Raw genomic sequence first — 26,882 nt, forward strand, 5'->3', positions numbered from 1 at the left:
TCCGGGCGCAAAGTCAGGTTAGACGAAACGGCGAGGTTATACGCATTCGACGATCCAAAGGCCAGCGTCTGCACGCGCCGCTTACAAATCAGCGCGGCGCGAGCAGCTTGCCCCCACGTTTTAGGGTCAGTTGGACTCAGGCACTCTGGCGATCACCTTGATCTCGAAGTCGAAACCGTACAGCCAGGTGACGCCGATGGCGGTTGCCGTCGGATGCGGCGCGTTGCCCCAGAACTCGGAGACGACGATATTCCAGATCGTCTCGAACTTCGATTGCGGATCGACGATGAACACGGTGACGTCGACCACATCCTCAAAACTGCTCCCGGCAGCCTCAAGGATCGCATTGAGGTTGTGGAACGCGCGCCGCACCTGGGTTTCCAGATCCGGCTCGGGCGAGCCGTCCTCGGTGCTACCGACTTGTCCCGAGACAAACAGAAAACCGTTGGACCGCACGGCAGGGGAGTATTGATGACGTTCGTAAAGGGCCTGGCGTCCAGGTGGAAAAACAACATCGCGCTGAGTCATGGGGTGTCTCCATCAGTGAGTTGATGGAGCAACATTAGGGGCTTGCAGTGGGGCGATAAACGCGCAATCTTGGCGCTCACTGTTTGCAATATACAAACAATCAGAGGGCGAAAAGTGGACCGTTTTGATGCAATGCAGGCCTTCGCCCGGGTGGTCGAGGCGGGGAGTTTCACCAAAGCCGCCGAAACCCTGCACATGAGCAAGACCACCGTGACCCAGCTCGTCCAGCAATTGGAAGCCAGGTTGCGGGTCAGATTGCTCAACCGCACCACACGCAAGGTCAACGTCACGGCGGACGGCGCGCTGTATTACGAGCGAGTGATCAAGCTGCTGGCCGACATGGAGGATGCCGAAACCAGCCTGTCCGGCGCCGCCGCTTTGCCCAGTGGCCGGTTACGCGTGGATGTACCCAGTCCACTGGCGCGCCATATTCTTGTGCCGGCATTGCCCGGGTTTCACGCGCGCTACCCGGACATCCAGATCGACATGGGCGTCAGTGATCGTATCGTCGACATCATCGATGAGAACGTCGATTGCGTGGTGCGCGGAGGTGAACTGCTGGATCAGTCATTGATGGCTCGCAAAGTCGCGGATCTTCCACTGGGTGTGTTTGCCGCGCCAGACTACCTGGCGCGTGCAGGCACACCGCTGCATCCACAGGAGCTGGAAGATTCACATCATCGCGTCGTTGCTTTCTTGTGGGCGCGCACCGGCAAACCCGTGCCCTATGCCTTGCATAACGAGCGTGAACGTTTGCAAATCAAGGGCCGTCATGTGCTGGCCGTCGACGACGGTAATGCCTATCTCGCAGCAGGTCTGGCCGGAATGGGAGTGTTATGGCTGCCCAAATACATGTCCGATGCGCACGTGGCTCAGGGCGAGTTGGTGCCCTTGTTCGAAGACTGGCAACTGGAACCGATGCCGCTCTACGTGGCGTATCCGCCGAACCGTCATGTCAGCCGGAAGTTGCGGGTTTTTATTGATTGGATTGTGGAGTTGATGGCGTAGCGGATCTGGTGCAAGCAGACACCTGCCGCAGGCGCGATTGACTCTTCGGCGCTTCAGGCCAACTATCGGCGAATAACAACATGACCGATGGACCAGACCTTGATCGAACGACGCCAATTCAGCGGGGGCATGAAGGGTAAAAACCTCCGCTATCTGAATGAGCAATCGGCTGACACCCGCTTGACCCGCACCGGTTTTCTGCTGCTCGAACACTTTTCACTGCCGGCCTTTACCCAGGCGCTGGACACGATCATCACCAGCAACCTGCTCCGTCCGGGCCTGTTCTCTTCGCGCACGCTGGCATTGAGTGACGGCGAGGTGGTCAGTGACCTGGGGCTGGTCATTCGCCCGGATGCGCGGATTGATCTGGCAGCGCTTCAGGAGCTGGATCTGCTGGTGGTGTGCGGTGGTTATCGTACCGAGTTGAAGGCGACGGATGAGTTGATCCATCTGTTGCGTGCAGCGGCGGAGCGGGGCGTCAGTCTGGCCGGTTTGTGGAATGGTGCGTGGTTTCTCGGGCGCGCCGGATTGCTTGACGGTTACCGCTGCGCGATCCACCCGGAGCATCGTCCGGCGCTCACCGAAATCGCCAAGTCCACCCACGTCAGCAGCGAGCCTTACGTGATCGATCGCGACCGGCTCACGGCGTCCAGCCCGTCGGGAGCTTTCCACATGGCGCTGGACTGGATCAAAGGCCTGCACGGCAAGGCACTGGTGGAGGGCGTCGAAGACATTCTGGCGTTCGAAGAGTCGCGGTACCGGCGGATCAAACCGGATGAAAATATCTGTGTCAGCGCGCCGTTGCGTGAAGTCGTGAAGCTGATGGACGCCAACCTCGAAGAACCGCTGGAGCTGGAGCAACTGGCGGTCTACGCCGGTCGGTCCCGCCGCCAGTTGGAGCGCCTGTTCAAGGAACAACTGGGCACCACGCCGCAGCGCTATTACCTGGAATTGCGCATCACCGAAGCGCGACGTTTGCTGCAACACACCGAGTTATCGCAAGTGGAAGTGCTGGTGGCGTGCGGGTTCGTTTCGCCGAGCCACTTCAGCAAGTGCTACAGCTCGTATTTTGGCTATCGCCCGTCGAAAGAGAAACGGTTGGTCAAATAGCCCACGCCCGGTATCCAAGGCTGCGATCTTTTGATGTGAGGGGGCCTGAAATCGACCCGCAAAGGGAACAAAGGATTCACGACCTCCGAGGTGCTTAAACACCACTTCGCACGCACGTTTAACTTACACCACCTGTTACGCCATAACGGCTACAACACCTTGCGCCGTTACCTACGCGTACGCCAGAATCCGCCGGCTTACACGTCTATGAGGCGGGCTGTATCGTTTCCCTGTCACTGCAAAACAGTGATCGGGTTTGGTAGCCCGTTTCTCGACAACCGTATGGCGTCACACCTTATGCAGTCTCTTTTTTGGGGCTCAGTTTTTATATGGTGGCCATGCGTGGGGCCCTTCCGGGGGCGCCGGGGTTTTTCTCTGTCTTGACCGGTCTACCAACCCACGTGTGGCCGCCACCCTTCGTTTGGTAGCGAAAGTGACGGCTCTTCAATTCTTTTAAGACAAAGAGTCCTTTATGTTCAAAATCACGCCGAACCCACCAGAAACCGATCCAATCCCCTACGATCCTGCCCTTGATGTGCAAAACATCAAAAAGGCAACAGAACACGCGATCAACTTCTACCTCAATCCTTCAGCACTGAAGACTTCAATACCCACCCGCAAGACCGGCAAGATCTACCTCATCGATCCCACCGTGGATAACGAAACGCTGCTCGTCGAGGCGACTGAAACCTTATCGTCAGCCAGTGACATGGCGCGTGAACTCGCCGATTCGATCGACAGTTCACAGCGCAAAAAGATGCTGATCCTGCAACAGGTGATCATGCTCAGTGAGCTGGTGGTCGGTCGAGTCCTCGACAACCAGCGCTTGCCGCACTAGTTGGGAGTTTCAGCTGATGTCCAAGACACCCGAACCACCGGTTACCGATCCGGATTGCCTGCTGCCGGCGGCCGTGATCATGGCCACACCCTATACGCCCAGCACTCTATTTACGGTCAACCCGCAATCCGACACCGAATCCTTGCTGACCAATGCCAGCGGTTCCTTGGCGTCCGCCGCGGTCATGCTCGGTAATTTTGCAGGTGTGCTGGAGGGGTCGAACCGCAATACCCTGCTGGGCATTGCACAAGTGGTCATGTTGGGGGAGTTGGCGGTGAACAAGGCGTTGGATAACGTTGTGCCAATCGACTAATCACTCACGTTAATGATCAAGCAGTCAGCCTTTGCGGCTGACTGCTTTTTTGTCTGCGCCAGGATAAGACGCTTTTACAGGTGATCCGCATCAATCACAGCCTTGGCAAACGCCTGCGGATCTTCCTGCGGCAAGTTGTGCCCGATCCCGCCATTGATCAAACGGAACTGATATTTACCGGTGAAGCGCTTCGCGTAATCCTCAGGCGCCGGGTGCGGTGCGCCGTTGGCGTCGCCTTCCAGCGTGATGGTCGGCACGCTGATTGACGGTGCGGTGGCCAGTTTCTGCTCCAGCGCTGCGTATTTCGCTTCGCCCTGCACCAGGCCCAGACGCCAGCGGTAGTTGAACACGGTGATGTCGACGTGATCCGGGTTCTCCAGGGCTTTGGCAGAGCGGTCGAACGTGGCGTCATCAAACTTCCACTGCGGTGACGCCAGTTGCCAGATCAGCTTGGCGAAGTCGTGGGTGTTTTTCGCGTAGCCGGCGCGACCCCGGTCGGTAGCAAAGTAGAACTGATACCACCACTGCAATTCCGCCTTGGGCGGCAGCGGGTTCTGGCCGGCAGCCTGATTGCCGATCAGGTAGCCGCTGACCGCCACCAGTGCCTTGACCCGTTCCGGCCACAGCGCCGAGACGATGCCCGCCGAACGTGCGCCCCAGTCATACCCGCCGAGCACCGCTTGCTTGATCTTCAAGGCATCCATGAAGTCGATGACATCACTGGCCAGCGCCGCCGGTTGGCCATTGCGCAGGGTGTCCTTGGAGAGGAACTGTGTATCGCCATAACCGCGCGCATAGGGCATCAATACCCGATAGCCCTTGGCCGCCAGCAAAGGCGCGACCTCGTTGTAGCTGTGAATGTCGTACGGCCAGCCGTGCAACAGAATTACCACCGGGCCGTTTGCGGGGCCGGTTTCGGCATAAGCGACGTCGAGCACACCGGCCTTCACATGTTTCAACGGGCCGAAGGGCGAGGGTGCGGAATAGCTTACTGCTGCAGGTTCAGAGGTTTGCGCCTGAGCTGTGCCGAAGGCGCCAAACAAGGAGAAAGCGAGAATCGACAAGCCGAGCGCGGTGCCGGTTTTGCGGGTTTGCAGTGCCATCTTCATGGTGACGTCTCCTGTGCGAGCCTTTGGCCAAGGGTTCTGTATGAATCCTTGAAACCTTCAGTGCATTTAAGCGTAGGGACGTATCTGGCCTGTGTCGAAGTGGGGCGTTGTTGAAAGGCGCTGTATCGCGGCGGGGTTCGTACACAGTGTGATACACCGCGCTAAACCCACTGATCACTGGCCCGAATTCGGCCAAAATAATAAGTCGCTGTTTTAAAACAAAAAATATTTCACTTCGCGCTTCACAAACGTAACGAATGTTGTTAAATTGCGCCCCGTTCTCGCAGCGATCCTCACGGAGCCGCTGACAAGAGCTGTAGGGGCGTCGCCAAGCGGTAAGGCAGCAGGTTTTGATCCTGCCATGCGTTGGTTCGAATCCAGCCGCCCCTGCCATCTATTGAAAAACGCCAACTTCGCAAGAAGTTGGCGTTTTTTTATGCCTGCGATTTGGCCCGGTAGAGCAGGGCGGGCGAGTACAGCGCCGAAGCACCGCACTCGCCAACCACTCAGTGCGGTGCGCGGGGGATGGTTTTCATCAGGTCTTCTGGGCTGATGTGGCCGACCACGCTGCCCGGTTGCGGCAGGTTGAGGATGTGGCCCTTCATCTTGCCAATGATGTGCATCTCGCACGGCTTGCAGTCGAACTTCAGCGTCAGCACTTCATCGCCGTGGATCAACTGCATCGGCGCGACTTTGGTGCGCACGCCGGTCACGCCTTTGGCCTGTTTCGGGCACAGGTTGAAGGAGAAGCGCAGGCAGTGTTTGGTGATCATCACCGGCACTTCGCCTGGTTCTTCGTGCGCTTCGTACGCGGCGTCGATCAGCTTCACGCCGTGACGATGATAGAAGTCGCGCGCCTTCTGGTTGTAGACGTTGGCCAGGAAGGTCAGGTGCGAATCCGGGTACACCGGCGGCGGGCTGGTTTCAGCTTTACGGCTACCGCGTGGGTGAGCGGCGACACGGGCGGCGGTGAGGGCTTCGATCACTTCACGGCGCAGGGCTTTGAGCTGCGAATTAGGAATGAAGAAGGCCTGTGGCGCATCCAGTTTGATGTCGGTGGCATGGTACTGCGTGGTGCCCAGCTGGCCGAGCAGATCGCGCAGTTGTTCCAGCGCCTGCTCAGGCTTGTTGGCGACGCCGAACGGGCCGTTCAGGGTGACGCTGGCGCTGATGCCTTCTTCGCTGGTGGCGGTGATTTCCAGCTGCTCTTCACGCAAGCGTGCAAACCAGCTCAGCGCCACGCGGCGTTCGGAAGAAGTCTTTTGCAGTGCCTGCTGCCAGTTGTGATCGAGGTTGCGATTCAACGGGTGATTCGGACGCAGCTTGAACAGGCCTTCCGGCATCTCGTTCGGCTCGACGCGATAGCGGTAGCGCTTCTCGCCGTCTTCATCGAACTCGCCTTTGGCTTCGGCGATGTTGGCGCGGAAACCGACCACTTCACGCTTGACCAGCACGTTCAAGCCATCGCCGTTGGACAGCGGCTCGTGGGTCACGACCTGCATGTCACGCTTGCCGACTTTCTCGACCGTGCCCACCGGCAAACCGGTGAAGGTCGGCGAATCGAAGGCGCCGATGTCGATTTTGCGATCGGTGACGAAGTAATCGGTGCTACCACGATGGAAAGTCTTTTCCGGGTCCGGCAGGAAGAAGTGCGCGGTACGGCCGCTGGAAGCGCGGGCCAGATCCGGGCGATCTTCGAGTACGTCGTCGAGGCGCTGGCGGTAATAGGCCGTGATGTTCTTCACGTAGCCCATGTCTTTGTAGCGACCTTCGATCTTGAACGAACGCACACCGGCTTCAACCAGGGCGCGGATGTTGGCGCTCTGGTTGTTGTCTTTCATCGACAGCAGGTGTTTTTCGTAGGCGATCACGCCACCTTTTTCATCTTTGAGGGTGTACGGCAAACGGCAGGCCTGCGAGCAGTCGCCACGGTTGGCGCTGCGACCGGTTTGCGCGTGGGAAATGTTGCACTGGCCGGAGAAGGCCACGCACAGCGCGCCATGGATGAAGAATTCGATGGCGGCATCGGTTTCGTCGGCGATGGCGCGGATTTCTTGCAGATTCAGCTCGCGAGCCAGTACCAGTTGCGAGAAACCGGCCTGATCGAGGAACTTCGCTCGCTCAAGGGTGCGGATATCGGTCTGGGTCGAGGCGTGCAGTTCGATGGGTGGAATGTCCAGTTCCATCACGCCCAGATCCTGGACGATCAGCGCATCGACGCCCGCGTCGTACAACTGATGGATCAGCTTGCGCGCCGGCTCCAGTTCGTTGTCGTGCAGGATGGTGTTGATGGTGGTGAAGATCCGCGCGTGATACTTGCGGGCGAACTCCACCAGTTCGGCGATTTCGCTCACTTCGTTGCAGGCGTTGTGGCGCGCGCCGAAGCTCGGGCCGCCAATGTACACGGCGTCGGCGCCGTGCAGGATCGCCTCACGGGCGATGGCGACATCGCGGGCAGGGCTGAGCAATTCCAGATGATGCTTGGGCAAGGACATAGTTTTTTTAGTCAGGCTGTCACGGTTAGGCGCGCATTCTACCCGCGAAACGCGCGCCCGGCACGCCTGTGCTGCCCGATGGCTATTGCAGACCTGGTCTCGCTTTTGTAGGAGCTGCGGCACGCTGCGATCTTTTGATCTTGATTTCAAAGATCAAAAGATCGCAGCCTCGTTCCACTCGACAGCTCCTACAGGGCGTTAGGGTGTGACGTCAGGCCTTGGCGGCCATCGCAGTCACTTCCACACGCATGCCTTCGACGGCCAGCGAGGCGACGCCCACCGCTGCACGCACTGGCCACGGCTTGGCGAAGAAACGTTTGTACACTTCGTTGAACGCCGCACGATCAGCCATATCGGTGAGGTAGATAGTCAGGTGCATCACCCGATCCATCGAACTGCCGGCACGTTCCAGTGCGACTTTCAGCGCTTGCAGCGTGCATTCGCTTTGCTCGGTAATACCACCCAGTTCCAGGCTGCCATCGGCACGGGTCGGAATCTGCGTGGAGACCATGATCCCGCCAAAGGTCGCGACGTCGGAGGAAATCGAGTCGGCGTCCGGGTCCGGAGTGAAAGTGATGTCTTGGTTGGCCATGCTGATCTCTTGTTTGAGTGAGTAAAAGTTTGCGCCAGTTTACAGATTCACTGGCGACATGGCCCGTTCGCGCAAACGGCACGGATCAGACCGGCTGTGTGGCCGCTTCTGCCGCCATCGCCAACCGCACACTTGGCCTGTCGGCGATGCGCTTCATGTAGGCGGCCAGCACCGGCCAGTTCTCAATATCGATGTTGAATGTCGGTAGCCAGGTGAGGACGGTAAACAGGTAGGCGTCGGCCACGCCGAAGGTACTCATCAGATAGTCCTGTGTTGCGAGCATCTGGCTCAGTAACTCCAAACGCGAAAACAGTTTGTGTTTGAAGAGCGACTTGATCGATTCCGGGATCTGACTGTTAAACAGTGGCGCGCTGCCGCCATGAATTTCGCTGCTGATGAAGTTCAGATGTTCCTGCAAACGCGAACGCTCCCACGTGCCATTGGCCGGCGCCAGCGCACTACCGGGAACTTGGTCGACAAGGAACTGCAGGATCGCCGGCCCCTCCGTCAGCACCTCGCCGTTATCCAGTACCAACGCTGCCACATACCCCTTGGGATTGATCTCACGAAAATCACGCCCGTCGGCGGTGCGTTTGGTCTGGTTGTTGACGCGAATCAGCTCGAACGGCAGCCCCAGTTCCCGGAGCACAATGTGCGGTGACAGAGAACAGGTCATCGGTGCGAAATACAGTTTCATGGCAGTTCCTTGTGGAGAAAGGACGCCAGAATCCAACGTCACTGAGCGTTTCGCAAAGGTCATTTCGAGTGTTAGCGTATGACAAAATCTCATGAGTATTGAACGTCATATGGTCGCCAGATTGCCCTCCTTGAATGGTTTGAGAGCCTTCGAGTCCGCTGCTCGGCACATGAGCTTTACCTTGGCTGCGCAGGAGCTGAACGTCACGCAAACCGCGATCAGTCATCAGATACGTCGACTCGAAGATGAGCTTGGCGTGCCTCTGTTTCTGCGGTTGAAGGACGGTTTGGCGCTCACGGCAGACGGGCATGCCTACTTGCCCGGCATCCGTTCGGCGTTTCACGAATTGCGCTATTCAACGGAGCAATTGCTGGTGTCGCGCAACAACAGCGTGCTGACCATCAGCACCTTGGTGTCGGTGGCATCCAAGTGGTTGCTGCCGCGCCTGCCTTCATTTCAGCAGGCATTTCCTGAGATTGAAGTACGAGTCAGCGCTTCTACCGATCTGGTGGATTTTCGCAAGGGTGGCATTGATGCCGCGATTCGCTATGGCCGAGGTGACTGGAAGGGCCTGCGTGCCGATTTTTTGATGTCCGATGAGATTTTTCCCGTGTGCAGCCCGGCGTTACTCGGCGGGACAAAGGCCTTGAATACGCCTGCTGATTTGGCCCATCACACGATGCTGCAAGTTAGCGGTATGACCGGCGGAGACTGGAGCGTCTGGCTCAGCGCAGCGGGCCAGCCAGCGCAACTGGCCCAAGGACCACGGTTGACCTTCGATCTGGCAATGATGGCCGTACAGGCCGCCGTTGACGGGCAGGGGGTTTGCATCGGGCGCTCGACCTATGTCGACGACGACCTGCGGGCCGGGCGACTGGTGGCGCCTTTTGCTCTGCGCTTGAAGGATGATCTGGGTTTCTATCTGGTGACACCTCATGAAACCGCCGACTCTAAAAAGATCGTCGCCTTGCGGACATGGTTGCTGGCGCAGCAGCAGAACAGCGAAAGGTTTGTATAAGCGTGTATCAATGACGCCCGTGTACACACGCCAATAACAAACACCGGGTTTAAGACACATCAGCCATACATGCCCTGTGCAAAGTAGCGGTCACCACACCACTACGTACAAGAGGGCAACATCATGCGCCGTCCACTGTTTCTGGCTACCGCTGTAGTACTCGCTTCGATGACCGCAATCGCACACGCTGCTGACACGCAACCCAAGAGCTGGCAACAAGGCCTGAGCCGCACGGATCTGGTTCGCCAGGATCTCGGCGCTGCCGACCGTGAGGTGATTCAGGCACGGGTCGATTTCGAACCCGGCGTGACCTCGCCCAAGCATGCGCATCCGGGCGTGGAAGTCGCTTACGTGATCAGCGGGACATTTGAATATCAACTTGAGGGCAGGGCGCCGGTGATACTGAAGGCCGGGGATTCGCTGTTTATTCCGGCGGGTGTTGCGCATGTCGCCAGCAACGTCGGCAAAGAGAAGGCTTCTGAACTGGCGACTTACATTGTGAAGAAGGGCGAGCCGCTGCTGATTCTCAAACCGTAGGTTAATGGAGAGTCACAATCCTGCGACTCTCGCCAATTCTGATCCGGTCGAGCGCCCGGTTTAATGCATCAAGCGCGTCGAGAAGCGCCTTGGCCTCGGCTTCTCGACCATCACCCCACAGGCGTTCGGCCATTTTGTTCAACGCCTGAATGGAGCGCTCGATTTCTGCGGCGGTTGCGGCCTCTTTACTGACCGGCGGTTTCTTGGGCATTGCGTGACTGTCCTGCGAGTTTGTGCGGGGATGTGCAGTTTTAGCACGATGCCCGGTCGCCGGGAAGTTGAAAGCGAGAGTGCTTGAATGCACTTTTAACTTTTTAAAGTATAGTTTTAACAAAGGTTTACATCGGTATTTCACTTCGCTCGATATAGTTCGTTGCAACTAGCGCAAGTTGAGAAAGTGCAATGCAGTCGAACAACAATCTGATAGATCCCGAACTTATAAAGATCCGGCGACTGTTCGCAACACCCCTGGCGAGTATTCAGTACCCCGATGCAGAAAGACTAAATGCCGAGTTGAAGTCCATCGTCACCCGTCGTATGGCGCAAGATCGCAGTGGTGCACACCACAGCAATGACGGTGGTTGGCAATCGTCGAGCGATTTCTCCGCATGGGGAGGGGCGGCGTGCAATGCGTTGGTGAGATTCGCCACTGACTTTGCCACTCAACTGACAGCGGTGCACAGCGATCAATACGGCCTGACCGAGCCTGTTTTCGACTGGAAGGTCAACGCCTGGGCCAACGTTAACGAGGCCGGCCACAGCAATGCACTTCATGGCCATCCCGGTGCGTTCTGGTCTGGGGTTTACTGGGTCGACGCCGGCGGCCGGGAGGAAGATCCCGGCGTTGGCGGAGATCTGGAATTCATCGACCCGCGCGGCATGGTTGCATCGACCTACAACCCGGCGCTGCGCATGCGAGTTGAAGATTGCCTTACCGCCGGTTTCAGTATTACTTGTGCCGCCCAAAGTGGAACGTTCCTCATGTTTCCATCGTGGTTGATGCATTCAGTAACGCGTTATGAAGGGGCGAGACCGCGGATTTCCATAGCGTTCAACTTTGGCGCTTGATGACAGCCCGATCTGGTCGAGCAAAACACTTCTAGATGTTTTGGCCTGCAAAGTAGCGACTGGGTGCTGTTGCGGCGCTCAAAGTTGAACGATTACATCAAGGTCATTCATGAGTAGACGCCTTGCAATGGCCCTTTCTGAAAGACGGTATGGATAGGTGCGCAGCAGCGTGGTCTACAGTTTCAGCCATGGAATTGATGACTTCAGCCGGTGAGAAATGCTGAACAAGTATCCGAGTCAAACCAACAGCCGCAGAATGCTGGCAGCGCTTGGCTGTGCCTTTACTGTTTTGGGTATCTTCCTGATTATCTTCGACGCGGTTGGCCAAGGCGTCGTGTTCGCTGTGACGGGCATTATGCTCGACATGCTGTGTTTTTTTGCCAGCGAGAAGGGGTATGAAAGGGCGGAGCGATTTCTTTTCTGGTTTACGTGAGTGCGCGAGCCCCGCTCATCAGGGAGATCTCCTATGCAAAAGCGCAAACTCGGCAACAGCGCTCTCGAAGTCTTGACGCTTGGTCTGGTAGGTGAGGCAGGCACTGGATGGTCAAATCGGCATGGACATAGGAGGCTGACTCATCAGTTGGGTCCGCGAGCGGTCGCCGGAGAGGACTATCACTGAAGCATTTGCGTTCATGGCGATGTCGGAACCCTGGAACGTCGCAGCTATTCAAGAAAACAGGAGATCGTCATGCCCGAACCGTTGACCTCATCCGACGCGCCTTTTCGAACCTGGTTCGCCCGTTTCTCAGGCCCTGGATGGGGCGGACGGGTTTTCTGGGCAGTGCTGATTGGCGTAACTGTTTTGCTGTTGATCAGCGGCTATGGCGCTTTCGTCGGTGCCAACAAACAAAATCTGTATTTTGCCTTCCTCGGTGGAATGTCCGGCTTCGCCGCGACAGCGGCCGGTGCCGTTGCAGCGATTGCGTTGCGCAATATCGCTGCACGTACTCAAGACACCATGCTCGGGTTTGCCGCCGGCATGATGCTCGCCGCCAGTTCTTTTTCGCTGATCCTTCCCGGCATCGAGGCGGCGCAAGCGCTGTGCGGCAATCAACTGCTTGCCGCATGTGTTGTCGTTGCAGGGTTGGCGCTGGGCGTGGGGTTGATGGTTGGCCTGGATCGTTTCGTCCCCCACGAGCACGAAAAAAGTGGCCGTCGCGGGCCTGAATCCAAGCGCATCAATCGGGTCTGGTTGTTCGTTTTGGCGATCACGCTGCACAACCTGCCGGAAGGCATGGCCATCGGTGTGAGTTTCGCCAACGGTGACATGCAGGTGGGCTTGCCTCTGACCACCGCCATTGCCATTCAAGACATCCCCGAAGGTTTGGCTGTCGCGTTGGCGTTACGCGTGACGGGCATTTCCGCACTGCGCGCGGCGCTGATCGCCGTCGGGTCAGGATTGATGGAGCCGATCGGCGCTATTGTCGGCCTGGGTATATCCAGCAGCTTCGCGCTGGGTTATCCCATCGCCCTCGGTCTGGCTGCCGGCGCGATGATTTTCGTGGTGTCCCACGAAGTGATTCCCGAGACCCACCGCAATGGCCACGAAACCCCTGCGACGCTTGGCTTGATGCTTGGGTTCGGGGTGATGATGTTTCTCGATACCGCCCTGGGATAGAGCCCGTCGTCAGTCTCGCCAGAGTCGACGAAAATCTGATGGCTGAGGAAAGGGTGGCTGATGACGTTGACTGTCGAGATCCAATATCCCGGTTTGATATCTTCAGCCTAGACATCCTGGTGAGGTTTTTGTCACCAATGCTCTTCCGGCCGAGGCCTTAGCATTCACAGGGGCTTTTTTTGCATCTGTAAAACGCAAATGCAGAGTCAAGGCAATGATGAACGAGCAGATGAGGCCACAGATTCAATGGCATGTTTAGCTTGGGCAACGCTGAGCTCACTCGGCAAGCTCGCACCATTCTTGGCCGCAAGAATCTCGGCCATCACGCTGACGGCGATTTCCGCAGGCGTCTTGCTGCCGATGTAGAGGCCGATCGGTCCGTGCAAACGCTCCAGCGAGGCCTGGGTCTCACCAAAATGCTCGATCAGGCGTTCGCGACGCAGCTGGCTGTTGCGCCGCGAGCCTATGGCGCCGATGTAAAACGCCGGGCTGTGGAGGGCTTCGAGCAGCGCCAGATCGTCGAGTTTCGGGTCATGACTCAAAGCGACGATGCAGGTTCGCAGATCGACCGCGAAGTCGCGGACCACGTCATCCGGCATGCCGACGATGCGCTCCACGCCGTCTACCGCCCAAGTCTCGATGTATTCCGGACGTGGATCGCAAACCGCTACCTTGAAGCCGTTGAACAACGCCATGGTGGCCAGGTACTCGGACAATGCGCCGGCACCGATCATGAGCATCCGATAGCCCGGTCCCAGCGTATTTAGCATCTGTTGGCCGTCAAACGTGAACTGCTCCGGGGTCGCCGTGGGTGCGAGCGTCACCTGGCCGGACGCCACTGCCAGGCAGCGGCGCACCAGCCGCCCGCCATCCAGATGGATCAGCAGTTCATCGAGCGACTGCCAGGACGGGCTGAACTCGAGGATCAGTTCAAGCGTGCCACCGCAGGGCAAGCCGAATCGATGCGCCTCATCGGCGCTGACGCCATAGCGCACCACTTGCGGTGCGCTGTCGTCAAAACCACTGCCGCCATGGGCCGTGGTATAGCGATGGATCAAATCGTCTTCGATACAGCCCCCGGACACGCTGCCCACCACTCGACCGTCGTTACGCAAGGCCATCATCGACCCCGTCGGGCGCGGCGAAGAACCCCAGGTGCGCGCCACCGTTGCGAGCAGTACACGCTCGCCGGCGGCGAGCCAGTCCCGCGCCGTGCGCAGGACCAGCAAGTCGATGCTTTCCATCAGGCTCTCCTCTTAGCGCATGTGCAGGATGATCGGGCTGCTGCTGGCCGGATCGGTGTGTTCGCGCAGCTTGCCAACCGCCTGTGCATCAACAGCACTGCCCTGATTACCCCAGGTGCTGCGCATGAATGTCAGTACCTCAGCAATCTGCTGATCCGATAACTGCTCGCGGAATGCCGGCATGCGATAGGCGTCCGGTACACCGGCAGCCACGACACGCTGCGAACCATTAAGGGTGATGTTGATCGCCGAGGCACTTTCTTTGGCCAGCGCAGAAGTGGCACCCGCCAGCGGTGGCATCCATTGCGATTGTCCCTTGCCGTCCAGGCCGTGGCAGGAGGCGCAGCGCGTCTCGTAGGTGTGGGCGCCCGGCGCATTCAGGCGCGTCGCTGCCGAGACCTCTTGATATTGCCATGGCTGCCCGTCGCGCTGGCGGTCCCCAGGCAACGACTTGAGATAACGGGCAATAGCCGTCAGGTCTTCGTCGCTCATGAACTGCGTGGAGTTGTTGAACGCCTCGGTCATCGAGCCGTAGACCACCGCGTGCCTGTTGCGCCCGGTCTTGAGGAACTGCACGATCTCCGGTTCGCTCCATCGACCCAGGCCGGTGTTGTGGTCATCGCGCAAGCTCGGCGCGTACCAGCCATCGAGCAAGGCGCCAGCGAGGAACGGCGTACCGGATTCATCCAGTGCCTTCTCGTTGAACGCCAGGCCGCGAGGCGTATGGCAACTGCCGCAGTGCCCGGCGCCCTGAACGAGGTAAGCGCCGCGGTTCCACACTTCATCCTGCGCCGGTTTGGCCACGTAGGGCTCGGCGTCGACAAACACACCGTTCCACAGCGCAATCGGCCAACGCAGGTTCAGCGGAAAGGGAATGGCACTCGGGATGTTCGCCTGTTTGACTGGCGCCACGCCTTTCATGAAGAACGCATACAGCGCTCGCACGTCGTCATCACTGAGCTTGGCGTAAGACGGGTAGGGCATTGCCGGGTACAAACGTCGGCTCTCGGGTGCCACGCCGTGGCGCACGGCACGGTCGAAGTCCGCCAGGCTGTAGTGGCCGATGCCGGTTTCTGTGTCCGGGGTGATATTGGTCGCGTGGATCGCGCCCAGCGGTGTGGCCATTTCCAGGCCTCCGGCGAACGGCGCACCACCTGGCACGCTGTGGCATGCCACGCAATCGCTAAGCCTGGCGACGTATTCGCCACGCGCGACCAGCGCCGGTTCGATGTCGGCCGCAGCGATCGGTTGGCTTTCAAGGGGCGAGGCGGGCTCGCGGGTGACATACCAGGCCAGCAGGCCTGCCGCGACCAGGCACGGCACTGCCAGCCAGCCAGCGGTTCTTGCGAATCGGCTGTTATTCATGGGCGCTCCGGCGCTGATCAAGTGAAGGTGTGGCGGCTCATGGGCAGGCTGCGCACCCGCTGACCGGTTAGCGTTGCCACCGCATTGGCGACGGCTGGCGCCACGGCCGGCAGCGGCGGTTCGCCGATACCGCCCATTTTTTCCCCACTCTCGATGACACGCACGTGTACCCGTGCCATCCGCGCAGGCGGCAGGATCGGATACAGGTCGTAGTTGCGCGCCCGGGGTTTGCCATCAACCCATACGGATTCCTCCACCAGCGTCTGCGACAGCCCCAGCGCCACGGCGCCATTGACCTGAGCCTCGACAATCGCCGGATTGACGATGCTGCCCGGGTCAATTGCCTGCCAGATATCGTGCACCTTGACCTGCCCATTCTCGATGGACACTTCGGCGATCACGGCCGTTTCGGTACCGAACGGCGAAGCCATCGCCACGCCGCGCGCACGTCGGCTGCCATCCTCGGCGGTAAACGGCCCGCGCTTCCAGCCTCCCGACAGTTCACCCACCGCTTGCAGCAGTGTGGTCAGCCGCTGGTTGTCACGCAGCAAATGCAGGCGCAGTTCGAACGGGTCCTTGCCGCCCTTGTCGGCCAGTTCGTCAAGGAACGACTCATAGAAGAAGTCGTTGAGGGAATTGCCTACCGAACGCCAGTAACCGAGCATCGCCGGACCTTTGACGTAGATCTGCGCGATCCGCTTGTTGGGGATCGCGTAGGACTTGCCTGACAACCCTTCAAGCGCCGTAGGGTCGAGCTTCTCACCCTGCTTGCCGGCGATGGCTTCAGTGGGACCTTCGGTGGCACTGATCGCTTCGATTGCGAGCGGCCAGCCGTCGCTATCAAGCGCCGCGCGGAAATTCACCGCGGCAACGGGACGGAGCACATCTCGCAGGAACTCTTCCTCTCGACTCCAGATCAGTTTGACCGGGCGGCCAACCGCCTTGGACAATTCGATCGCCTGAGGATAGGGGCTGGCGGAGTCGTAGAGGAAATGCCGACCGAAGAATCCGCCCAGCAATGGCGAATGCAAGGTAATGCGAGACGCATCGAGCCCTGTGCGTTTGGCGATATCCGCACGGAACATGTCCGGTGCCTGATTAGGCAGCCAGACTTCCAGCGAACCGTCCGGATTGAATCTGGCGAGCGCAGAGGGCGGTTCCAACTGTCCGTGGTTCAGGTATTGGTTGTGGTAGGTGGCATCGACGCGGGACTTGGCATCGCCAAGAATCGAAGCCACATCCCCTTGGGTTTCATCATCTCTGGCTGGCCCTTTGTCGTCGGCGAGTCGCTTGAGCCACGCATCGCTGGAAAAGTCGGCGGGCATCGGCCGCACTTTGCTGTCGGCCATTGGCTCTTGCCAGTCGACTTGAATCGCCTCCACCGCACGTTTTGCGTGCCACCAACGCTCGGCGACTACCGCCACGGCACCGGGCAGACGATGCACGGAATGCACGCCTTTCATTGCCTTGACCTGATCTTCGTTGCGCAGGTTGCCCACCGTCATACCCAGGCGCGGGGCATGCTGAACGGCGGCATGGAGCATGCCGTCGACCTTCAGATCGATGCTGTAAAGCGCCTTGCCCGTGGACTTGTCATAGGCATCGACGCGCTTGACCGGTTTACCGATCCAGCGAAACTGGCTCGGATCACGCAGCTTCACAGAGGCCGGATCGGGAACCGGCAGATCCATCGCGCGCTCGGCCAATTCACCGTACGTCAACGAGCGGCCCGACTTGGCATGTACGACTTTGCCAGGTTCGGTGGTCAACTCGGCGACCGGCACGCCAAGCTTTTCTGCACCCGCCAGCAAAAGCATGGCGCGGGCAAGTGCGCCGAGGCGCCGCATCACCGGGTAACTCATGCGCACCGACATACTGCCGCCGGTGACACGCATGCCGTTTTCCATCACCACATAGGCCTCGCCGGGTGGTGCGGCTTCGACCAGGAAGGTCGACGGGTCGGCATCCAGTTCTTCGCCGACAATCTGCGCCATCGCGGTGAACGTACCTTGGCCGCCTTCCATGAACGGGCACAGTAGATGCACGCGGTTGTCCGGGCGGATCTCCAGAAACGCGGGAACCTGTGTGCCGCGCTCGAGCGGTGCAGTCGCCGCCGCTGCAGCTTGCACACGTGTCGAACCGAGCGGCAGGCCAAAGCCGAGCACCAGTGCGCCCACGGCGGTACCGGTCAAGAAACGTCTGCGCGACACATTCACCGGATCGTGCAGATCAAGCGCTGATACTTCCTGGGGAGGGTCGATACGGACATTCATCACGCTTCTCCCTTGCCGGCAAGCTCATGCATCGCGGCATGAATGGCGTTGTAAGTGCCGCAGCGGCACAGGTTGACCATCGCGGCCTCAATCTGTGCATCACTCGGCTTGGGGTTTTGTTTGAGCAGCGCGGTGGCGGCCATCACCTGTCCGGACTGGCAGTAGCCGCATTGGGCGACCTGAAGATCGACCCAGGTCGAGACGACCCTTTTGCCCACGTCATCGGCTTCGATGGCCTCAATGGTGGTGACCTCGCGGCCGACCACACCAGCCACTGGCGTAACGCACGAGCGCACGACATTGCCGTCCACCAGCACGGAGCAGGCGCCGCATTGCGCCAGTCCGCAGCCGTACTTGGTACCGGTCATGCCCAGATCATCGCGGATCACCCACAGCAGGGGGGTATCGGCGTCGGCATCGACCTGATAGGTCTTCTGGTTGATTCGTAGTTCCATGGTTCACCCGCTTGATCATCGGTTGACGTGCATTTTTATAAGCGGTGAAACGCTGCGAGGCGCATCACCGGTAAAGCGTGTCGTTCGCTCAACTGGCCGTGTTGTCGAGCGCTTGCGCCTCGAATGGCTGGCCACGCAGCAGCGAAATGTCACGACTGGGCGCGGTCCCAAACAGGCGGCCATATTCGCGGCTGAACTGCGAAGGACTTTCATACCCGACTGCAAATGCCGCACGCGAAACGTCCAGACGCTCCATCAACATCAGCCGACGGGCCTCGTTCAGCCGCAGCCACTTCTGGTATTGCAGCGGGCTCATGCCGGTGAGCTGGCGGAAATGATGGTGAAAGGTGGGAGCGCTCATTTGCACTCGCGCCGCCAGATCATCGATGCGCAATGCATCGGTGAAGTTGACCTTGAGCCAGTCGATGGCTTTGGCGATGCGATAACCCTGGCCATCGACAGCAGTGATCTGCCGCAGCCGTGCCCCTTGATCGGTATAGAGCAGCCGATAGTGGATTTCCCGCAGGATCAGCGGCGCGAGCACCGGGATCGCCTCGGGCTCATCGAGCAATGCCAGCAGGCGATCGAGCGCACCTTCCAGGGCGGTCGACATAGTGCCAATGCCTGCGCCTGTGCCGGTGGAGGGTTGTCGCTTCGCAGGCATGCCAACCTTGGTGATGACCTCGGCGAGCATGCTCACATCCAGTTTCAGCACGAGCCCGACACAAGGCTGTTCGGGACTGGCTAGCATCACTTCGGAATTGGCTGGCAGGTCCAGCGACGTGACCAGAAACCGCGAAGGGCCGTAGCGGTAGCCTTCGCCACCGACCCACAAGCGCTTTTCCCCACGGCCTACGAGAATGAGGCTTGGCTCGATCATGCACACGACAGGGGGGGCCGGCTGGTCGCGACGAAACAGCGACAGCCCGGGTATGGACGTGACGAAGTCACCCGGTGCGCTCACGCGCGGGTCAATGTTCAACGCCAAAGGTGATTCATGGCGCAGGGGTGTATCGATCATGGTGGGTCGCTCCTGTTGACCGAACTCTAATCCGCTGCAGAGGCGTTTCCTATCCACCACCCTGCATCCTCAGAGGATCAGGCAAGCATTCAAGAGGAATGCACTAGGGCAGAGGCGGATCGACCGGGAGAATGTGTCTATCTGTTACAGGGGAGTGCCCGTATGGGCGACAAACTGCTTGAACCCCTGCGCATCACACCCACACGTTTTTCGCACCAAAGGTAGTTTCCATGACTTCTCCCTCTACAGAAAAACGCGGCTGGAGCGCGGTGCTTGCCATGTCGTTGGCCGCATTCGCCCTGGTCGCTTCAGAGTTCATGCCCGTCAGCCTGCTGACGCCCATTGCGGCAGACCTGCACATCACGGAAGGCCAGGCAGGGCAGGGTATTTCCGTGTCCGGTGCCTTTGCATTGATCACAAGCCTGGTCATTGCTTCGATCGCCGCTCGCGTAGAACGCAAGAAGTTGCTGCTGTGTCTGACCTTGCTGATGATCGTGTCAGGCACGGTCGTCGCGCTCGCGCCAGGCTATCCTTCATTCATGATCGGACGTGCTTTGATCGGCATAGCCATCGGCGGTTTCTGGTCATTGTCGGCGGCGACGGCAATGCGTTTGGTAAAGCCTGATCAAGTTTCCCGAGCGCTGGCCATCGTCAATGGCGGTAACGCTCTGGCCACGGTAATCGCCGCACCGGCGGGCGCGTTCCTTGGCTCGCTGATAGGCTGGCGCGGCGCTTTCTTCTGTGTGGTTCCTGTTGCAGTGCTTGCAGCCGTATGGCTGCTGATCAGCCTGCCGTCGTTCAGTGCTGAGCGCCAGGCAGGTAGCGGTAACGTTCTGCGGCTGATGAAGCAGTTGCCAGTCGCATTGGGGATGGTCGCGGTGAGCGTGTTTTTCATGGGACAGTTCATGCTGTTCACTTATCTGCGGCCATTTCTTGAGGGCGTGACGGGCGTCAGTGTCTCAACGTTGTCCTTCATGCTGCTGGGGCTGGGACTTGCAGGGTTTATCGGCACCTTTCTGATCGAAAGGTTTATGGGGAGCAGCCTGTACCGCACGCTGACAGTTATCCCGCTGATCATGGCTGGCATCGCACTGGCTCTGGTGAACTTCGGCGAATCGCCGGTACTGACCGCTGTGCTGCTTGGCCTCTGGGGATTGGTCGCTACGGCCGCTCCGGTCGGATGGTGGACATGGCTGGCGAAAACGCTGCCTGATGATGCGGAAGCCGGAGGAGGCTTGCTTGTGGCCATCGTCCAGTTAGCTATCGCGGGAGGAGCAATCATTGGTGGCCTGGCATTTGATCTGAGCGGTTACAAGGCCACATTCGAGCTCAGCGCAGCCGTGTTGGTCGCCGCTTCTGCGCTTGCTTGGCTAGCGGGTCGCCATGCCACCGAAGGGCTGGGCGATAGGGCTTTAGAATTTCCACCAAACCGCCATTGTCCAGATGCTCGGCCACGGTGATACCTGGCGCCTGGATTGCACGAGAAGCCTACGAGCATCTCGCGAGGGGAGCATTTGAGAAGGTGGTGATCAAAATCGCTTGATAATGTTCAAGGCGCCAATCTGGCGCCTTTTTCGCTTATCTCAGCAGATATATTATTTCCAACATTACTTTGCAGCCTTTGGTGTCTGTTGATTGATCGCCAAGGCAAAGTCTTCGGGAGTTGGGCTTTCCGGCCACTGGGCTACATCTTCAGGCAACGAAATCCAGGGCTGTTTACGCTTGGTCCAGATGTGTGCCAAAGGCGTCAAGCGGTCGGCCCCATTGAGTACGCCAACCCGCAATACACGCATGCCCGGGGCAGCATCGGTCTCATTGAATAGTCGTGTGAAACACTTACTGCAGGCGTACTGCGTCGACGAGTGCTCTTCTGCTTCATGCAGGTATGTAAGCATGCTCCCCGACGCCTCAATCGCCTGAGCGGGACAGACCATATGCAATGCGAACGCACTGCCGCTCCATCGCTGGCAGTTCAGGCAGTGGCATGCATATATAGGTGGAAGTGCTTCAATCTGCAGTTGAAGATGCACTTGTCCGCATCGGCATTGGCCGGTCAAACCCATGATGTTGCTCCTTATAATGCTGCGCTACGAGTCAGGGGTTCATCATCCATGCTTCTCGAATCCACCAGAAGACAATTAATGGAGCAACCGTTGGTACGGAATAGATGAGCGGGCTGGAATGGGAAAGCCAGCGAGTGTTCCTGGCGGTTCTGCGCAGTGGCAGCCTATCGGGCGCCTCCAGGTTGCTGGGAATTGCGCAGGCAACGGCTCGTCGACGTCTCGACAGCCTTGAAGCGGGTCTGGGCGTGAAGTTATTCACACGAACCTCCTCGGGGCTCGTGCCTACAGCATCGGCACGTGGGCTGGTTCACCATGTCGAATCCATGGCGATGGCTGCCGAGGCGTTCAATCGCATGGCCAGCGCTGAAACGCAGGTCACGAGTGGCACCGTCAGGCTCGCAAGCAGCGCTTTTCTGGGCGTCGAGGTGCTCCCGGGGTTGATGCGTGAGTTTCATTACAAGCATTCAGAATTGAAACTTGAGCTCAGTATCAACGATTCGCTGGAAGACATCGCCCGACAGGAGTCAGACATCGCTGTGCGCCTCGTACGCCCGAGAGAAGCGGAAATAGTCGTGCGACGCGCCGGTGCTTTACGAGTGGGCCTGTTCGCAAATGCCCAATGCCTTGAACGCTATGGCGAGCCTGCAAGTCTCGAAGAGGTGCGTCGCGCGCCACTGATTGGACCCGATCGCCGCACTGCTGACTTACGCAGACTGGTCGAGGTGGGGCTGTGCGAAGTAGACCAACCGTTCTCTATCGCCACCGATAACCACCTTGCTCAACTCGCCGCACTCAGAAATGGTCTCGGATTTGGCTTATGCGCTACCACCGTCGCAGCGACCTATGGACTGATCCAGTTATTGCCTGACAGCTTTGGCTTCGACGTTGATGTCTGGATTGCCATGCACAGTGACCTGCGCAAAGTTGGGCGCATCGCCAGAACATTCGAAGCCTTGGGGGAAGCGCTGGCCCTTTATCTGGACGAAAGCAGCGTACAGAGCACAGCCAAACACCCTGAACATCTGGTCGCGAGCAATGTGATTTGAGTAGGCAGCGCCGATATCAGAATGGAAGCGTTGCGGAAATGCCTGAAACGATCCAGAGAGTATGAAGCGAAAAATCGCGAACTTCAGAAACGACAAAGCCCCGAAAAATCAGGGCTTTGTCGTATATAAGATGGCGGAGGCGATGGGGCTCGAACTCCGCCAGCGCAGCGATAAACCCGCTCGGTAATGTCGCCTTTTGTGTGCCCAAGCAGCAGGCTGGCGTCACCCACATCGCTGATTTTCGAAGCGGCTTTCGGGCGGATTGTAGTGGTCGAATAGCGACCACCACTCATTGTGAGTGATCCACCCTTGTCCTCCTTGAACGTGGAGGACAGGCCATGAGCACTATTGCTACTTACAGCCATCAGCCTTGGAACAACATCTCTCCACCAGACAGTACGCTCGGATAGTCAAAGCGTGGGTAACAGCCATTGGCCTTGACGCAACGATGTACGGTACTCATTCGCTACGGAAAACCAAAGCATCGCTGATTTATCGGAGGACGAAGATATCTTGGAATGGCTGAACAGACGGAAGTTTAACCACCCGTTGCGACGGTCGATGCTAGACCGTCGCGATCCACCCCATTGGCGCCGATCACCAAGGGCTGGAAACGACCAATACTTACCACTCAACTCCGCTAGGTTTCATCTGAAAGTAGACGGAGACAAGAGTTGCTGAATACCAAAAAGAGCAGCCAGCTCGTAGGAATATTCCTACAGTCCAGTCGGAAAAGCCTGAATTTTTGCCGCTAAATTTCCTGTTCAAATCTCTCCTCAATGACTTTCGAGCTCTGGCTTGTTTAAGCCTGTCCTGAAAAAAATCAATGAATGAGAGATTTATGAACAGCATCTACCGAGCTATATGGAATCGCACGCGTACCTATTTTGTGTTGCCGTCGGAGTCGGCGTCTGACGTATTAAAATCGCGCAACAGCCTTGCGCGCTTATCTTCAAAAGCGCCGGCTTTTCCCTTGAGCACGTTGTCTGCCAGCTTGTTGTTGGCTTTTTCCAGCGTGGGGCACGCTGCTGTTATGGTCGTCGACGGGACGACCTATAGCGGTACGGGGACAATGACGACATCAGGTGACAACAACCCTGTATTGCGGGTTATGAATGTCGGTGAGGCGACTTGGAGCAACGGTATTCTCAGCGCTTCAGGCACTGGCTTGGGCGCTGTTCTGGTAGAAAGCAACTCCACGCTGAATTTGATCGGCATGACCGTAAATTCCCTCATGGCCAATACGTCTGGTTTGATGGCGTCTGGCGGCTCTACGGTAAACCTTCAAAACACCCAGATCGCTACACTGGGCAACAGCGTCGCGCTGGATGTCAAAGAAGCAAGCCAGCTACTTGGTAACCATGTGCAGATCAACAGCACAGGCTCGGGCCTGCTCGTGACGAACTCGACGGCCGATGTCAGCAATCTCGATATTGTTACCCACGGATCTTTCGGATTTGCAATTGCAGCATTAGGAACCAGTAACGTCAACGTTCGCGGAGCCACCATTAAAACCACCAATAACAGGGGCTATGGAATATACGCCAACCCAGGCGGGACGGTGGTGGCGAACGATATCGTGATCAGTACCTCGGGCGCCAATGGTATTGGAATGCAGGCCAACGGAGAGGCTGCTCATATAAGCGTGGACGGCGGCAGTATCACCACAAGCGGAACTGGTACTAGTTACGGAGTTCATGCTTATGGAGGGGGGACCGTTGATGTCAATAACATGGACATTGCCTCTAAAAGCGAAGCGATAAGGGCTGACGTTGGAGGGACGGTGAATGTTGAGTCGTCAAACCTGCACTCAACGGGTACTGCCATCACTGTCGCAAGTGGAGGCATTGTCAATGCGAACAATGTGAGTATTAAAAACAGCGGCGCGCGTCCGCCAATGGTTTGGGCGTTTACTGATTCATATGTGAATCTTGTCAACAGCGATATTGAAATGTCGGGGGGGCATGGTATCTATGCAGATACTGGAAATGTAACCCTCGATAACGTTCGTATTCACGGCGAAGTAGGTGGTATGGGGATTGCCGCCCGCTGGGGGGGCACCGTTGTGGGCAATAACGTCGATATTGCTATGAGTCTTGCTGATGATAGAGACGAAGAGGACAACATAGGCCTGGCTCTGGGCTCTAGTTCACCTGTTTCCAATATTAGCTTCGATAATTCAAGTATTAAGGTGAATGGCAAATTTGCCACTGCTATTGGCGCTTACGGAGCGGATCAGAAAAACGTCCTGCTTAAGAATACTGTGGTCAGTTCCGATAATGTAGCTATCAAGGCGAGCGACTCCGTTGCTTTTGATGTGACTGCTGACAGCTCTACCATCGAAGGTAAAACATTAATGGCCGGCGGGACCGCCGAATCGGGAGGACAGCAAGTTGTGAGCGTAGCACTGAGCGCCACTAACGGCTCCCGACTTAAAGGGGATGTGGAGATCGACCGTGATTACACCCTCGACAGCAGCCTTAACCTTAACGAAGCTTCTACCTGGAAAGGCGCATCGACTGGTTTACATAATCTGAGCCTCCGTGGTGGCAGTATGTGGAATATGACTGGCGACTCTTCGGTGAGCGCTCTTTCGTTGAACGACGGCCGTGTCAATTTCGACCACTCCAACGGCTTGTTCAAAACGCTGACGGTGGGCAATTTGAGCGGCAATGGCAGCTTCTTGCTTAACACTGACCTGGCGACGCTACAAGGCGACTTGCTCAAGGTTGAAGGGCAAGTTGACGGGGAGCACACGCTGATCGTTGCCGATTCCGGCCACCAGGCACAGGGTGGTGCACTGATGCTGGTGGATACCAACGGCGGCGCGGGGAAGTTCGATTTGTACGGCGGTAAAGTCGACGTGGGTGCCTTCCGTTATGGCCTCGAGCAGCGTGGCGATGACTGGTACCTGGCCGGCACTGCACAGGATGCGGGCGGTGGCGAGGGTCCAGTGGGTGATACCGGTGGCGGTGCCGGAGATATCGTTGCGCCCATTGACCCCATTATTAGCAATCCTCAACCAGAGAACCTGAGTAAGGGCGCAAACGCTGCCATCGCTCAACAGGCGGCGGCCACGGGACTCATCGGTGCGCAGATGAATGCCTTGACCAAACGACTCGGCGAGTTGCGTATGGGCAATGATGAGGGTGGTCTGTGGACTCGTGGCTTCGGCAAGGAGCAGCGCATCGATACAGGTTCCAGCCGTACCTTTGAGCAGCAGGTCAACGGTTTCGAGATCGGCGCCGACAAGGCCATTCCTTTCTACAACGGCAAGCTGTACATCGGCGGTATGGCTGGACAAGGTGAGGCTCGTCAGAACTTCGGCGAAGGCAGCAAAGGCCAGATCGACAGCGCCATGCTCGGCACCTATGCAACCTACATCGACCAAAACGGCGTGTACGTTGACAGCGTGCTGAAGTACACCCACTTGGACAACAAGGTCGACATCACCAGCAATATGGGTAAGAAGGTGGATGGCAAATACAAGAATCACGCCATCGCGGCGAGCGTTGAGGTTGGCAAGCAAATCGATCTTGGACAAGGCTGGTTCGTCGAACCACAACTGGAAGTGCAAGCGTTCCGCGTGGGCAGTGGCGATTACACCGCAAGCAATGGCTTGAAAGTCGAACAGGACGCCGTTACTTCCGTTCAGAGCCGAGTTGGCAGCCTCTTCGGTCGTAACATGAAACTGGATAACGGTATGTCCGTGCAGCCATACGCCAAAGCATCGTGGATTACCGAACATGCCGGTGACAGCAAGGTGAGCGTCAACGATGTAACACTGGACAGCAAGTTGCCAGGTTCGCGGGCCGAAATCGGTGGCGGGGTAATCCTGCAAACCGCCGAGAAGCACAAGTTCTTCATCGATGCGGAATACACCAAGGGCAATGGCATCGAACAGCCTTATTCGGTGAACGTAGGCTACCGCTACGCCTGGTAAAAGCCTCTCCTGAAGGCAGTTTGAAGTAAAGCGAATAGGACCCGGATCTTTGAATTCGGGTCTTGTTCGTTTGTATTTTTGTTGATGACAATCGGCAGGTTCATTTCGTTATTTCAGACAAAAAAACGATTCCTTCCCAAGAAAATAACCGCTGCCTGTAGCCAGTTGGGGCGCTTGACTAGTATCGATTGACGTTTCTGTTGGCCATTGGACGTTTAGACCACTGTCCGATTATGGCCGAAAGCTGCGTATCGAATGCAGCCACATCCCCATGAGCTTCGAGGTCGAATCAACTAAATTTAAGGGTACGCACCAGTGTCGAAGGGCAGGGTTGCGGAAATGGCCGAAAAGATGCGGAAACGATCCGTAGAGAGAGGAGCCAATTTTCTGAATGCCAGAAACGACAAAGCCCTGAATAATCAGGGCTTTGTCGTACATAAGATGGCGGAGGCGATGGGATTCGAACTCATGGACCTGTTACAGTCGACGGTTTTCAAGACCGTTGCCTTAAACCACTCGGCCACACCTCCGTTGCGTTGCG

Annotated in this window: 24 protein-coding genes, 2 tRNA genes and 2 pseudogenes; 14 read left to right on the forward strand and 14 right to left on the reverse strand. The window is 57.9% G+C overall.

The window, feature by feature from the left end; all coding sequences use genetic code 11:
• Positions 1-126: 126 nt before the first annotated feature.
• Complete coding sequence (locus tag ACIOVB_RS03725) at positions 127-528, reverse strand: RidA family protein (RefSeq protein ID WP_187680387.1); 402 nt, start codon at positions 526-528, stop codon at positions 127-129.
• A 114-nt stretch (positions 529-642) separates the two neighbouring features.
• Here ACIOVB_RS03725 and ACIOVB_RS03730 point away from each other — a divergent pair, with 114 nt between their 5' ends.
• From ACIOVB_RS03730 to ACIOVB_RS03745, 4 genes are all read left to right on the forward strand, one after another.
• Positions 643-1,536, forward strand: coding sequence for a LysR family transcriptional regulator (locus ACIOVB_RS03730; protein ID WP_187680388.1), 894 nt, complete (start codon positions 643-645; stop codon positions 1,534-1,536).
• An 87-nt stretch (positions 1,537-1,623) separates the two neighbouring features.
• Positions 1,624-2,646, forward strand: coding sequence for a GlxA family transcriptional regulator (locus ACIOVB_RS03735; protein WP_401264922.1), 1,023 nt, complete (start codon positions 1,624-1,626; stop codon positions 2,644-2,646).
• Positions 2,647-3,118: 472 nt separating this feature from the next.
• The gene (locus ACIOVB_RS03740) at positions 3,119-3,484 is read left to right on the forward strand and encodes a DUF6124 family protein (protein WP_401264925.1); all 366 of its coding nucleotides are present in this window, start codon (positions 3,119-3,121) and stop codon (positions 3,482-3,484) included.
• A 16-nt stretch (positions 3,485-3,500) separates the two neighbouring features.
• Positions 3,501-3,797 (forward strand): DUF6124 family protein, encoded by a 297-nt coding sequence (locus ACIOVB_RS03745; RefSeq protein WP_401264927.1) that lies wholly within the window; start codon positions 3,501-3,503, stop codon positions 3,795-3,797.
• Positions 3,798-3,871: 74 nt separating this feature from the next.
• Here the strand turns inward: ACIOVB_RS03745 and ACIOVB_RS03750 are convergent, their stop codons facing one another.
• On the reverse strand, positions 3,872-4,906 hold the full coding sequence (locus ACIOVB_RS03750; protein WP_401264929.1) for an alpha/beta fold hydrolase: 1,035 nt from the start codon (positions 4,904-4,906) through the stop codon (positions 3,872-3,874).
• Between the two features lie 318 nt (positions 4,907-5,224).
• Here ACIOVB_RS03750 and ACIOVB_RS03755 point away from each other — a divergent pair.
• Positions 5,225-5,299 (forward strand) — tRNA-Gln (locus ACIOVB_RS03755).
• A gap of 113 nt (positions 5,300-5,412) precedes the next feature.
• Here ACIOVB_RS03755 and ACIOVB_RS03760 read toward each other — a convergent pair.
• From ACIOVB_RS03760 to gstA, 3 genes are all read right to left on the reverse strand, one after another.
• Complete coding sequence (locus ACIOVB_RS03760) at positions 5,413-7,401, reverse strand: U32 family peptidase (protein ID WP_401264931.1); 1,989 nt, start codon at positions 7,399-7,401, stop codon at positions 5,413-5,415.
• Between the two features lie 211 nt (positions 7,402-7,612).
• Positions 7,613-7,993 (reverse strand): RidA family protein, encoded by a 381-nt coding sequence (locus tag ACIOVB_RS03765; protein ID WP_123464338.1) that lies wholly within the window; start codon positions 7,991-7,993, stop codon positions 7,613-7,615.
• Positions 7,994-8,078: 85 nt separating this feature from the next.
• Positions 8,079-8,690, reverse strand: a complete 612-nt coding sequence (gene gstA / locus ACIOVB_RS03770; protein ID WP_401264934.1) for a glutathione transferase GstA — start codon at positions 8,688-8,690, stop codon at positions 8,079-8,081.
• A 109-nt stretch (positions 8,691-8,799) separates the two neighbouring features.
• On the opposite strand from gstA, the gene ACIOVB_RS03775 reads away from it, so the two are divergent.
• Together ACIOVB_RS03775 and ACIOVB_RS03780 are read left to right on the forward strand one after the other, a co-directional pair.
• Positions 8,800-9,708 carry a transcriptional regulator GcvA gene (locus tag ACIOVB_RS03775; RefSeq protein WP_401265074.1) on the forward strand — a complete coding sequence of 303 codons (909 nt, stop codon included), beginning with the start codon at positions 8,800-8,802 and terminating at the stop codon, positions 9,706-9,708.
• A gap of 123 nt (positions 9,709-9,831) precedes the next feature.
• Complete coding sequence (locus ACIOVB_RS03780; RefSeq protein ID WP_401264937.1) at positions 9,832-10,245, forward strand: cupin domain-containing protein; 414 nt, start codon at positions 9,832-9,834, stop codon at positions 10,243-10,245.
• Between the two features lies 1 nt (position 10,246).
• Here the strand turns inward: ACIOVB_RS03780 and ACIOVB_RS03785 are convergent, their stop codons facing one another.
• Complete coding sequence (locus ACIOVB_RS03785; RefSeq protein WP_401264939.1) at positions 10,247-10,456, reverse strand: hypothetical protein; 210 nt, start codon at positions 10,454-10,456, stop codon at positions 10,247-10,249.
• A 191-nt stretch (positions 10,457-10,647) separates the two neighbouring features.
• On the opposite strand from ACIOVB_RS03785, the gene ACIOVB_RS03790 reads away from it, so the two are divergent.
• The 3 genes from ACIOVB_RS03790 (at position 10,648) to ACIOVB_RS03800 (ending at position 12,931) form a co-directional block, all read left to right on the forward strand.
• Entirely contained in the window at positions 10,648-11,313 is a 666-nt protein-coding gene (locus ACIOVB_RS03790; RefSeq protein WP_401264942.1) for a TIGR02466 family protein, read from the forward strand.
• Between the two features lie 217 nt (positions 11,314-11,530).
• Positions 11,531-11,746 carry a hypothetical protein gene (locus ACIOVB_RS03795; RefSeq protein ID WP_401264944.1) on the forward strand — a complete coding sequence of 72 codons (216 nt, stop codon included), beginning with the start codon at positions 11,531-11,533 and terminating at the stop codon, positions 11,744-11,746.
• A 255-nt stretch (positions 11,747-12,001) separates the two neighbouring features.
• Complete coding sequence (locus tag ACIOVB_RS03800) at positions 12,002-12,931, forward strand: ZIP family metal transporter (protein WP_401264947.1); 930 nt, start codon at positions 12,002-12,004, stop codon at positions 12,929-12,931.
• Between the two features lie 206 nt (positions 12,932-13,137).
• Here ACIOVB_RS03800 and ACIOVB_RS03805 read toward each other — a convergent pair whose 3' ends face one another.
• From ACIOVB_RS03805 to ACIOVB_RS03825, 5 genes are all read right to left on the reverse strand, one after another.
• Positions 13,138-14,175 carry an XdhC family protein gene (locus ACIOVB_RS03805; RefSeq protein ID WP_401264949.1) on the reverse strand — a complete coding sequence of 346 codons (1,038 nt, stop codon included), beginning with the start codon at positions 14,173-14,175 and terminating at the stop codon, positions 13,138-13,140.
• 12 nt (positions 14,176-14,187) lie between these two features.
• Positions 14,188-15,540: a c-type cytochrome gene (locus ACIOVB_RS03810; RefSeq protein ID WP_401264952.1), complete on the reverse strand. Its 1,353-nt coding sequence runs from the start codon at positions 15,538-15,540 to the stop codon at positions 14,188-14,190.
• A 17-nt stretch (positions 15,541-15,557) separates the two neighbouring features.
• Positions 15,558-17,813: a molybdopterin cofactor-binding domain-containing protein gene (locus ACIOVB_RS03815; RefSeq protein ID WP_401264954.1), complete on the reverse strand. Its 2,256-nt coding sequence runs from the start codon at positions 17,811-17,813 to the stop codon at positions 15,558-15,560.
• On the reverse strand, positions 17,813-18,268 hold the full coding sequence (locus ACIOVB_RS03820) for a (2Fe-2S)-binding protein (RefSeq protein ID WP_187680405.1): 456 nt from the start codon (positions 18,266-18,268) through the stop codon (positions 17,813-17,815). Before ACIOVB_RS03820 ends, ACIOVB_RS03815 begins: the two co-directional genes overlap by 1 nt.
• Positions 18,269-18,356: 88 nt before the next feature.
• Positions 18,357-19,289 (reverse strand): AraC family transcriptional regulator N-terminal domain-containing protein, encoded by a 933-nt coding sequence (locus tag ACIOVB_RS03825; RefSeq protein WP_401264957.1) that lies wholly within the window; start codon positions 19,287-19,289, stop codon positions 18,357-18,359.
• Between the two features lie 230 nt (positions 19,290-19,519).
• Between ACIOVB_RS03825 and ACIOVB_RS03830 the strand changes: the two genes are divergently transcribed.
• Positions 19,520-20,749, forward strand: a complete 1,230-nt coding sequence (locus ACIOVB_RS03830; protein ID WP_401264960.1) for an MFS transporter — start codon at positions 19,520-19,522, stop codon at positions 20,747-20,749.
• A 147-nt stretch (positions 20,750-20,896) separates the two neighbouring features.
• On the opposite strand, the gene ACIOVB_RS03835 is transcribed toward ACIOVB_RS03830, so the two are convergent.
• Entirely contained in the window at positions 20,897-21,352 is a 456-nt protein-coding gene (locus tag ACIOVB_RS03835; RefSeq protein WP_401264963.1) for a GFA family protein, read from the reverse strand.
• 104 nt (positions 21,353-21,456) lie between these two features.
• Between ACIOVB_RS03835 and ACIOVB_RS03840 the strand changes: the two genes are divergently transcribed.
• Entirely contained in the window at positions 21,457-22,398 is a 942-nt protein-coding gene (locus ACIOVB_RS03840; protein WP_401264965.1) for a LysR family transcriptional regulator, read from the forward strand.
• 83 nt (positions 22,399-22,481) lie between these two features.
• Here the strand turns inward: ACIOVB_RS03840 and ACIOVB_RS03845 are convergent.
• Positions 22,482-22,661: pseudogene (locus ACIOVB_RS03845) on the reverse strand (hypothetical protein); the annotation flags it as partial.
• Positions 22,662-22,771: 110 nt separating this feature from the next.
• Between ACIOVB_RS03845 and ACIOVB_RS03850 the strand changes: the two are divergent.
• Both ACIOVB_RS03850 and ACIOVB_RS03855 read left to right on the forward strand, forming a co-directional pair.
• Positions 22,772-22,906 (forward strand): annotated as a pseudogene (locus ACIOVB_RS03850) (integrase); the annotation flags it as partial.
• Between the two features lie 333 nt (positions 22,907-23,239).
• Positions 23,240-26,341, forward strand: a complete 3,102-nt coding sequence (locus tag ACIOVB_RS03855; RefSeq protein WP_401264967.1) for an autotransporter outer membrane beta-barrel domain-containing protein — start codon at positions 23,240-23,242, stop codon at positions 26,339-26,341.
• Positions 26,342-26,783: 442 nt separating this feature from the next.
• Here the strand turns inward: ACIOVB_RS03855 and ACIOVB_RS03860 are convergent.
• A tRNA-Ser gene (locus ACIOVB_RS03860) sits at positions 26,784-26,871 on the reverse strand.
• Positions 26,872-26,882 lie beyond the last annotated feature (11 nt).

Origin of the sequence: Pseudomonas sp. NPDC087639, from assembly GCF_044743385.1 — a bacterium.
GTDB lineage: Bacteria > Pseudomonadota > Gammaproteobacteria > Pseudomonadales > Pseudomonadaceae > Aquipseudomonas.

Bases quoted from the DNA above. Each gene is read 5' to 3' on its own strand.
- ACIOVB_RS03760 (WP_401264931.1), bottom strand. From the start codon at position 7,401: ATGTCCTTGCCCAAGCATCATCTGGAATTGCTCAGCCCTGCCCGCGAT.
- ACIOVB_RS03815 (WP_401264954.1), bottom strand. From the start codon at position 17,813: ATGAATGTCCGTATCGACCCTCCCCAGGAAGTATCAGCGCTTGATCTG.
- ACIOVB_RS03835 (WP_401264963.1), bottom strand. From the start codon at position 21,352: ATGGGTTTGACCGGCCAATGCCGATGCGGACAAGTGCATCTTCAACTG.
- ACIOVB_RS03840 (WP_401264965.1), top strand. From the start codon at position 21,457: ATGAGCGGGCTGGAATGGGAAAGCCAGCGAGTGTTCCTGGCGGTTCTG.
- ACIOVB_RS03785 (WP_401264939.1), bottom strand. From the start codon at position 10,456: ATGCCCAAGAAACCGCCGGTCAGTAAAGAGGCCGCAACCGCCGCAGAA.
- ACIOVB_RS03805 (WP_401264949.1), bottom strand. From the start codon at position 14,175: ATGGAAAGCATCGACTTGCTGGTCCTGCGCACGGCGCGGGACTGGCTC.
- gstA (WP_401264934.1), bottom strand. From the start codon at position 8,690: ATGAAACTGTATTTCGCACCGATGACCTGTTCTCTGTCACCGCACATT.
- ACIOVB_RS03765 (WP_123464338.1), bottom strand. From the start codon at position 7,993: ATGGCCAACCAAGACATCACTTTCACTCCGGACCCGGACGCCGACTCG.
- ACIOVB_RS03795 (WP_401264944.1), top strand. From the start codon at position 11,531: ATGCTGAACAAGTATCCGAGTCAAACCAACAGCCGCAGAATGCTGGCA.
- ACIOVB_RS03780 (WP_401264937.1), top strand. From the start codon at position 9,832: ATGCGCCGTCCACTGTTTCTGGCTACCGCTGTAGTACTCGCTTCGATG.
- ACIOVB_RS03775 (WP_401265074.1), top strand. From the start codon at position 8,800: ATGGTCGCCAGATTGCCCTCCTTGAATGGTTTGAGAGCCTTCGAGTCC.
- ACIOVB_RS03745 (WP_401264927.1), top strand. From the start codon at position 3,501: ATGTCCAAGACACCCGAACCACCGGTTACCGATCCGGATTGCCTGCTG.
- ACIOVB_RS03790 (WP_401264942.1), top strand. From the start codon at position 10,648: ATGCAGTCGAACAACAATCTGATAGATCCCGAACTTATAAAGATCCGG.
- ACIOVB_RS03750 (WP_401264929.1), bottom strand. From the start codon at position 4,906: ATGAAGATGGCACTGCAAACCCGCAAAACCGGCACCGCGCTCGGCTTG.
- ACIOVB_RS03735 (WP_401264922.1), top strand. From the start codon at position 1,624: ATGGACCAGACCTTGATCGAACGACGCCAATTCAGCGGGGGCATGAAG.
- ACIOVB_RS03830 (WP_401264960.1), top strand. From the start codon at position 19,520: ATGACTTCTCCCTCTACAGAAAAACGCGGCTGGAGCGCGGTGCTTGCC.
- ACIOVB_RS03820 (WP_187680405.1), bottom strand. From the start codon at position 18,268: ATGGAACTACGAATCAACCAGAAGACCTATCAGGTCGATGCCGACGCC.
- ACIOVB_RS03725 (WP_187680387.1), bottom strand. From the start codon at position 528: ATGACTCAGCGCGATGTTGTTTTTCCACCTGGACGCCAGGCCCTTTAC.
- ACIOVB_RS03810 (WP_401264952.1), bottom strand. From the start codon at position 15,540: ATGAATAACAGCCGATTCGCAAGAACCGCTGGCTGGCTGGCAGTGCCG.
- ACIOVB_RS03825 (WP_401264957.1), bottom strand. From the start codon at position 19,289: ATGATCGATACACCCCTGCGCCATGAATCACCTTTGGCGTTGAACATT.
- ACIOVB_RS03800 (WP_401264947.1), top strand. From the start codon at position 12,002: ATGCCCGAACCGTTGACCTCATCCGACGCGCCTTTTCGAACCTGGTTC.
- ACIOVB_RS03740 (WP_401264925.1), top strand. From the start codon at position 3,119: ATGTTCAAAATCACGCCGAACCCACCAGAAACCGATCCAATCCCCTAC.
- ACIOVB_RS03855 (WP_401264967.1), top strand. From the start codon at position 23,240: ATGAACAGCATCTACCGAGCTATATGGAATCGCACGCGTACCTATTTT.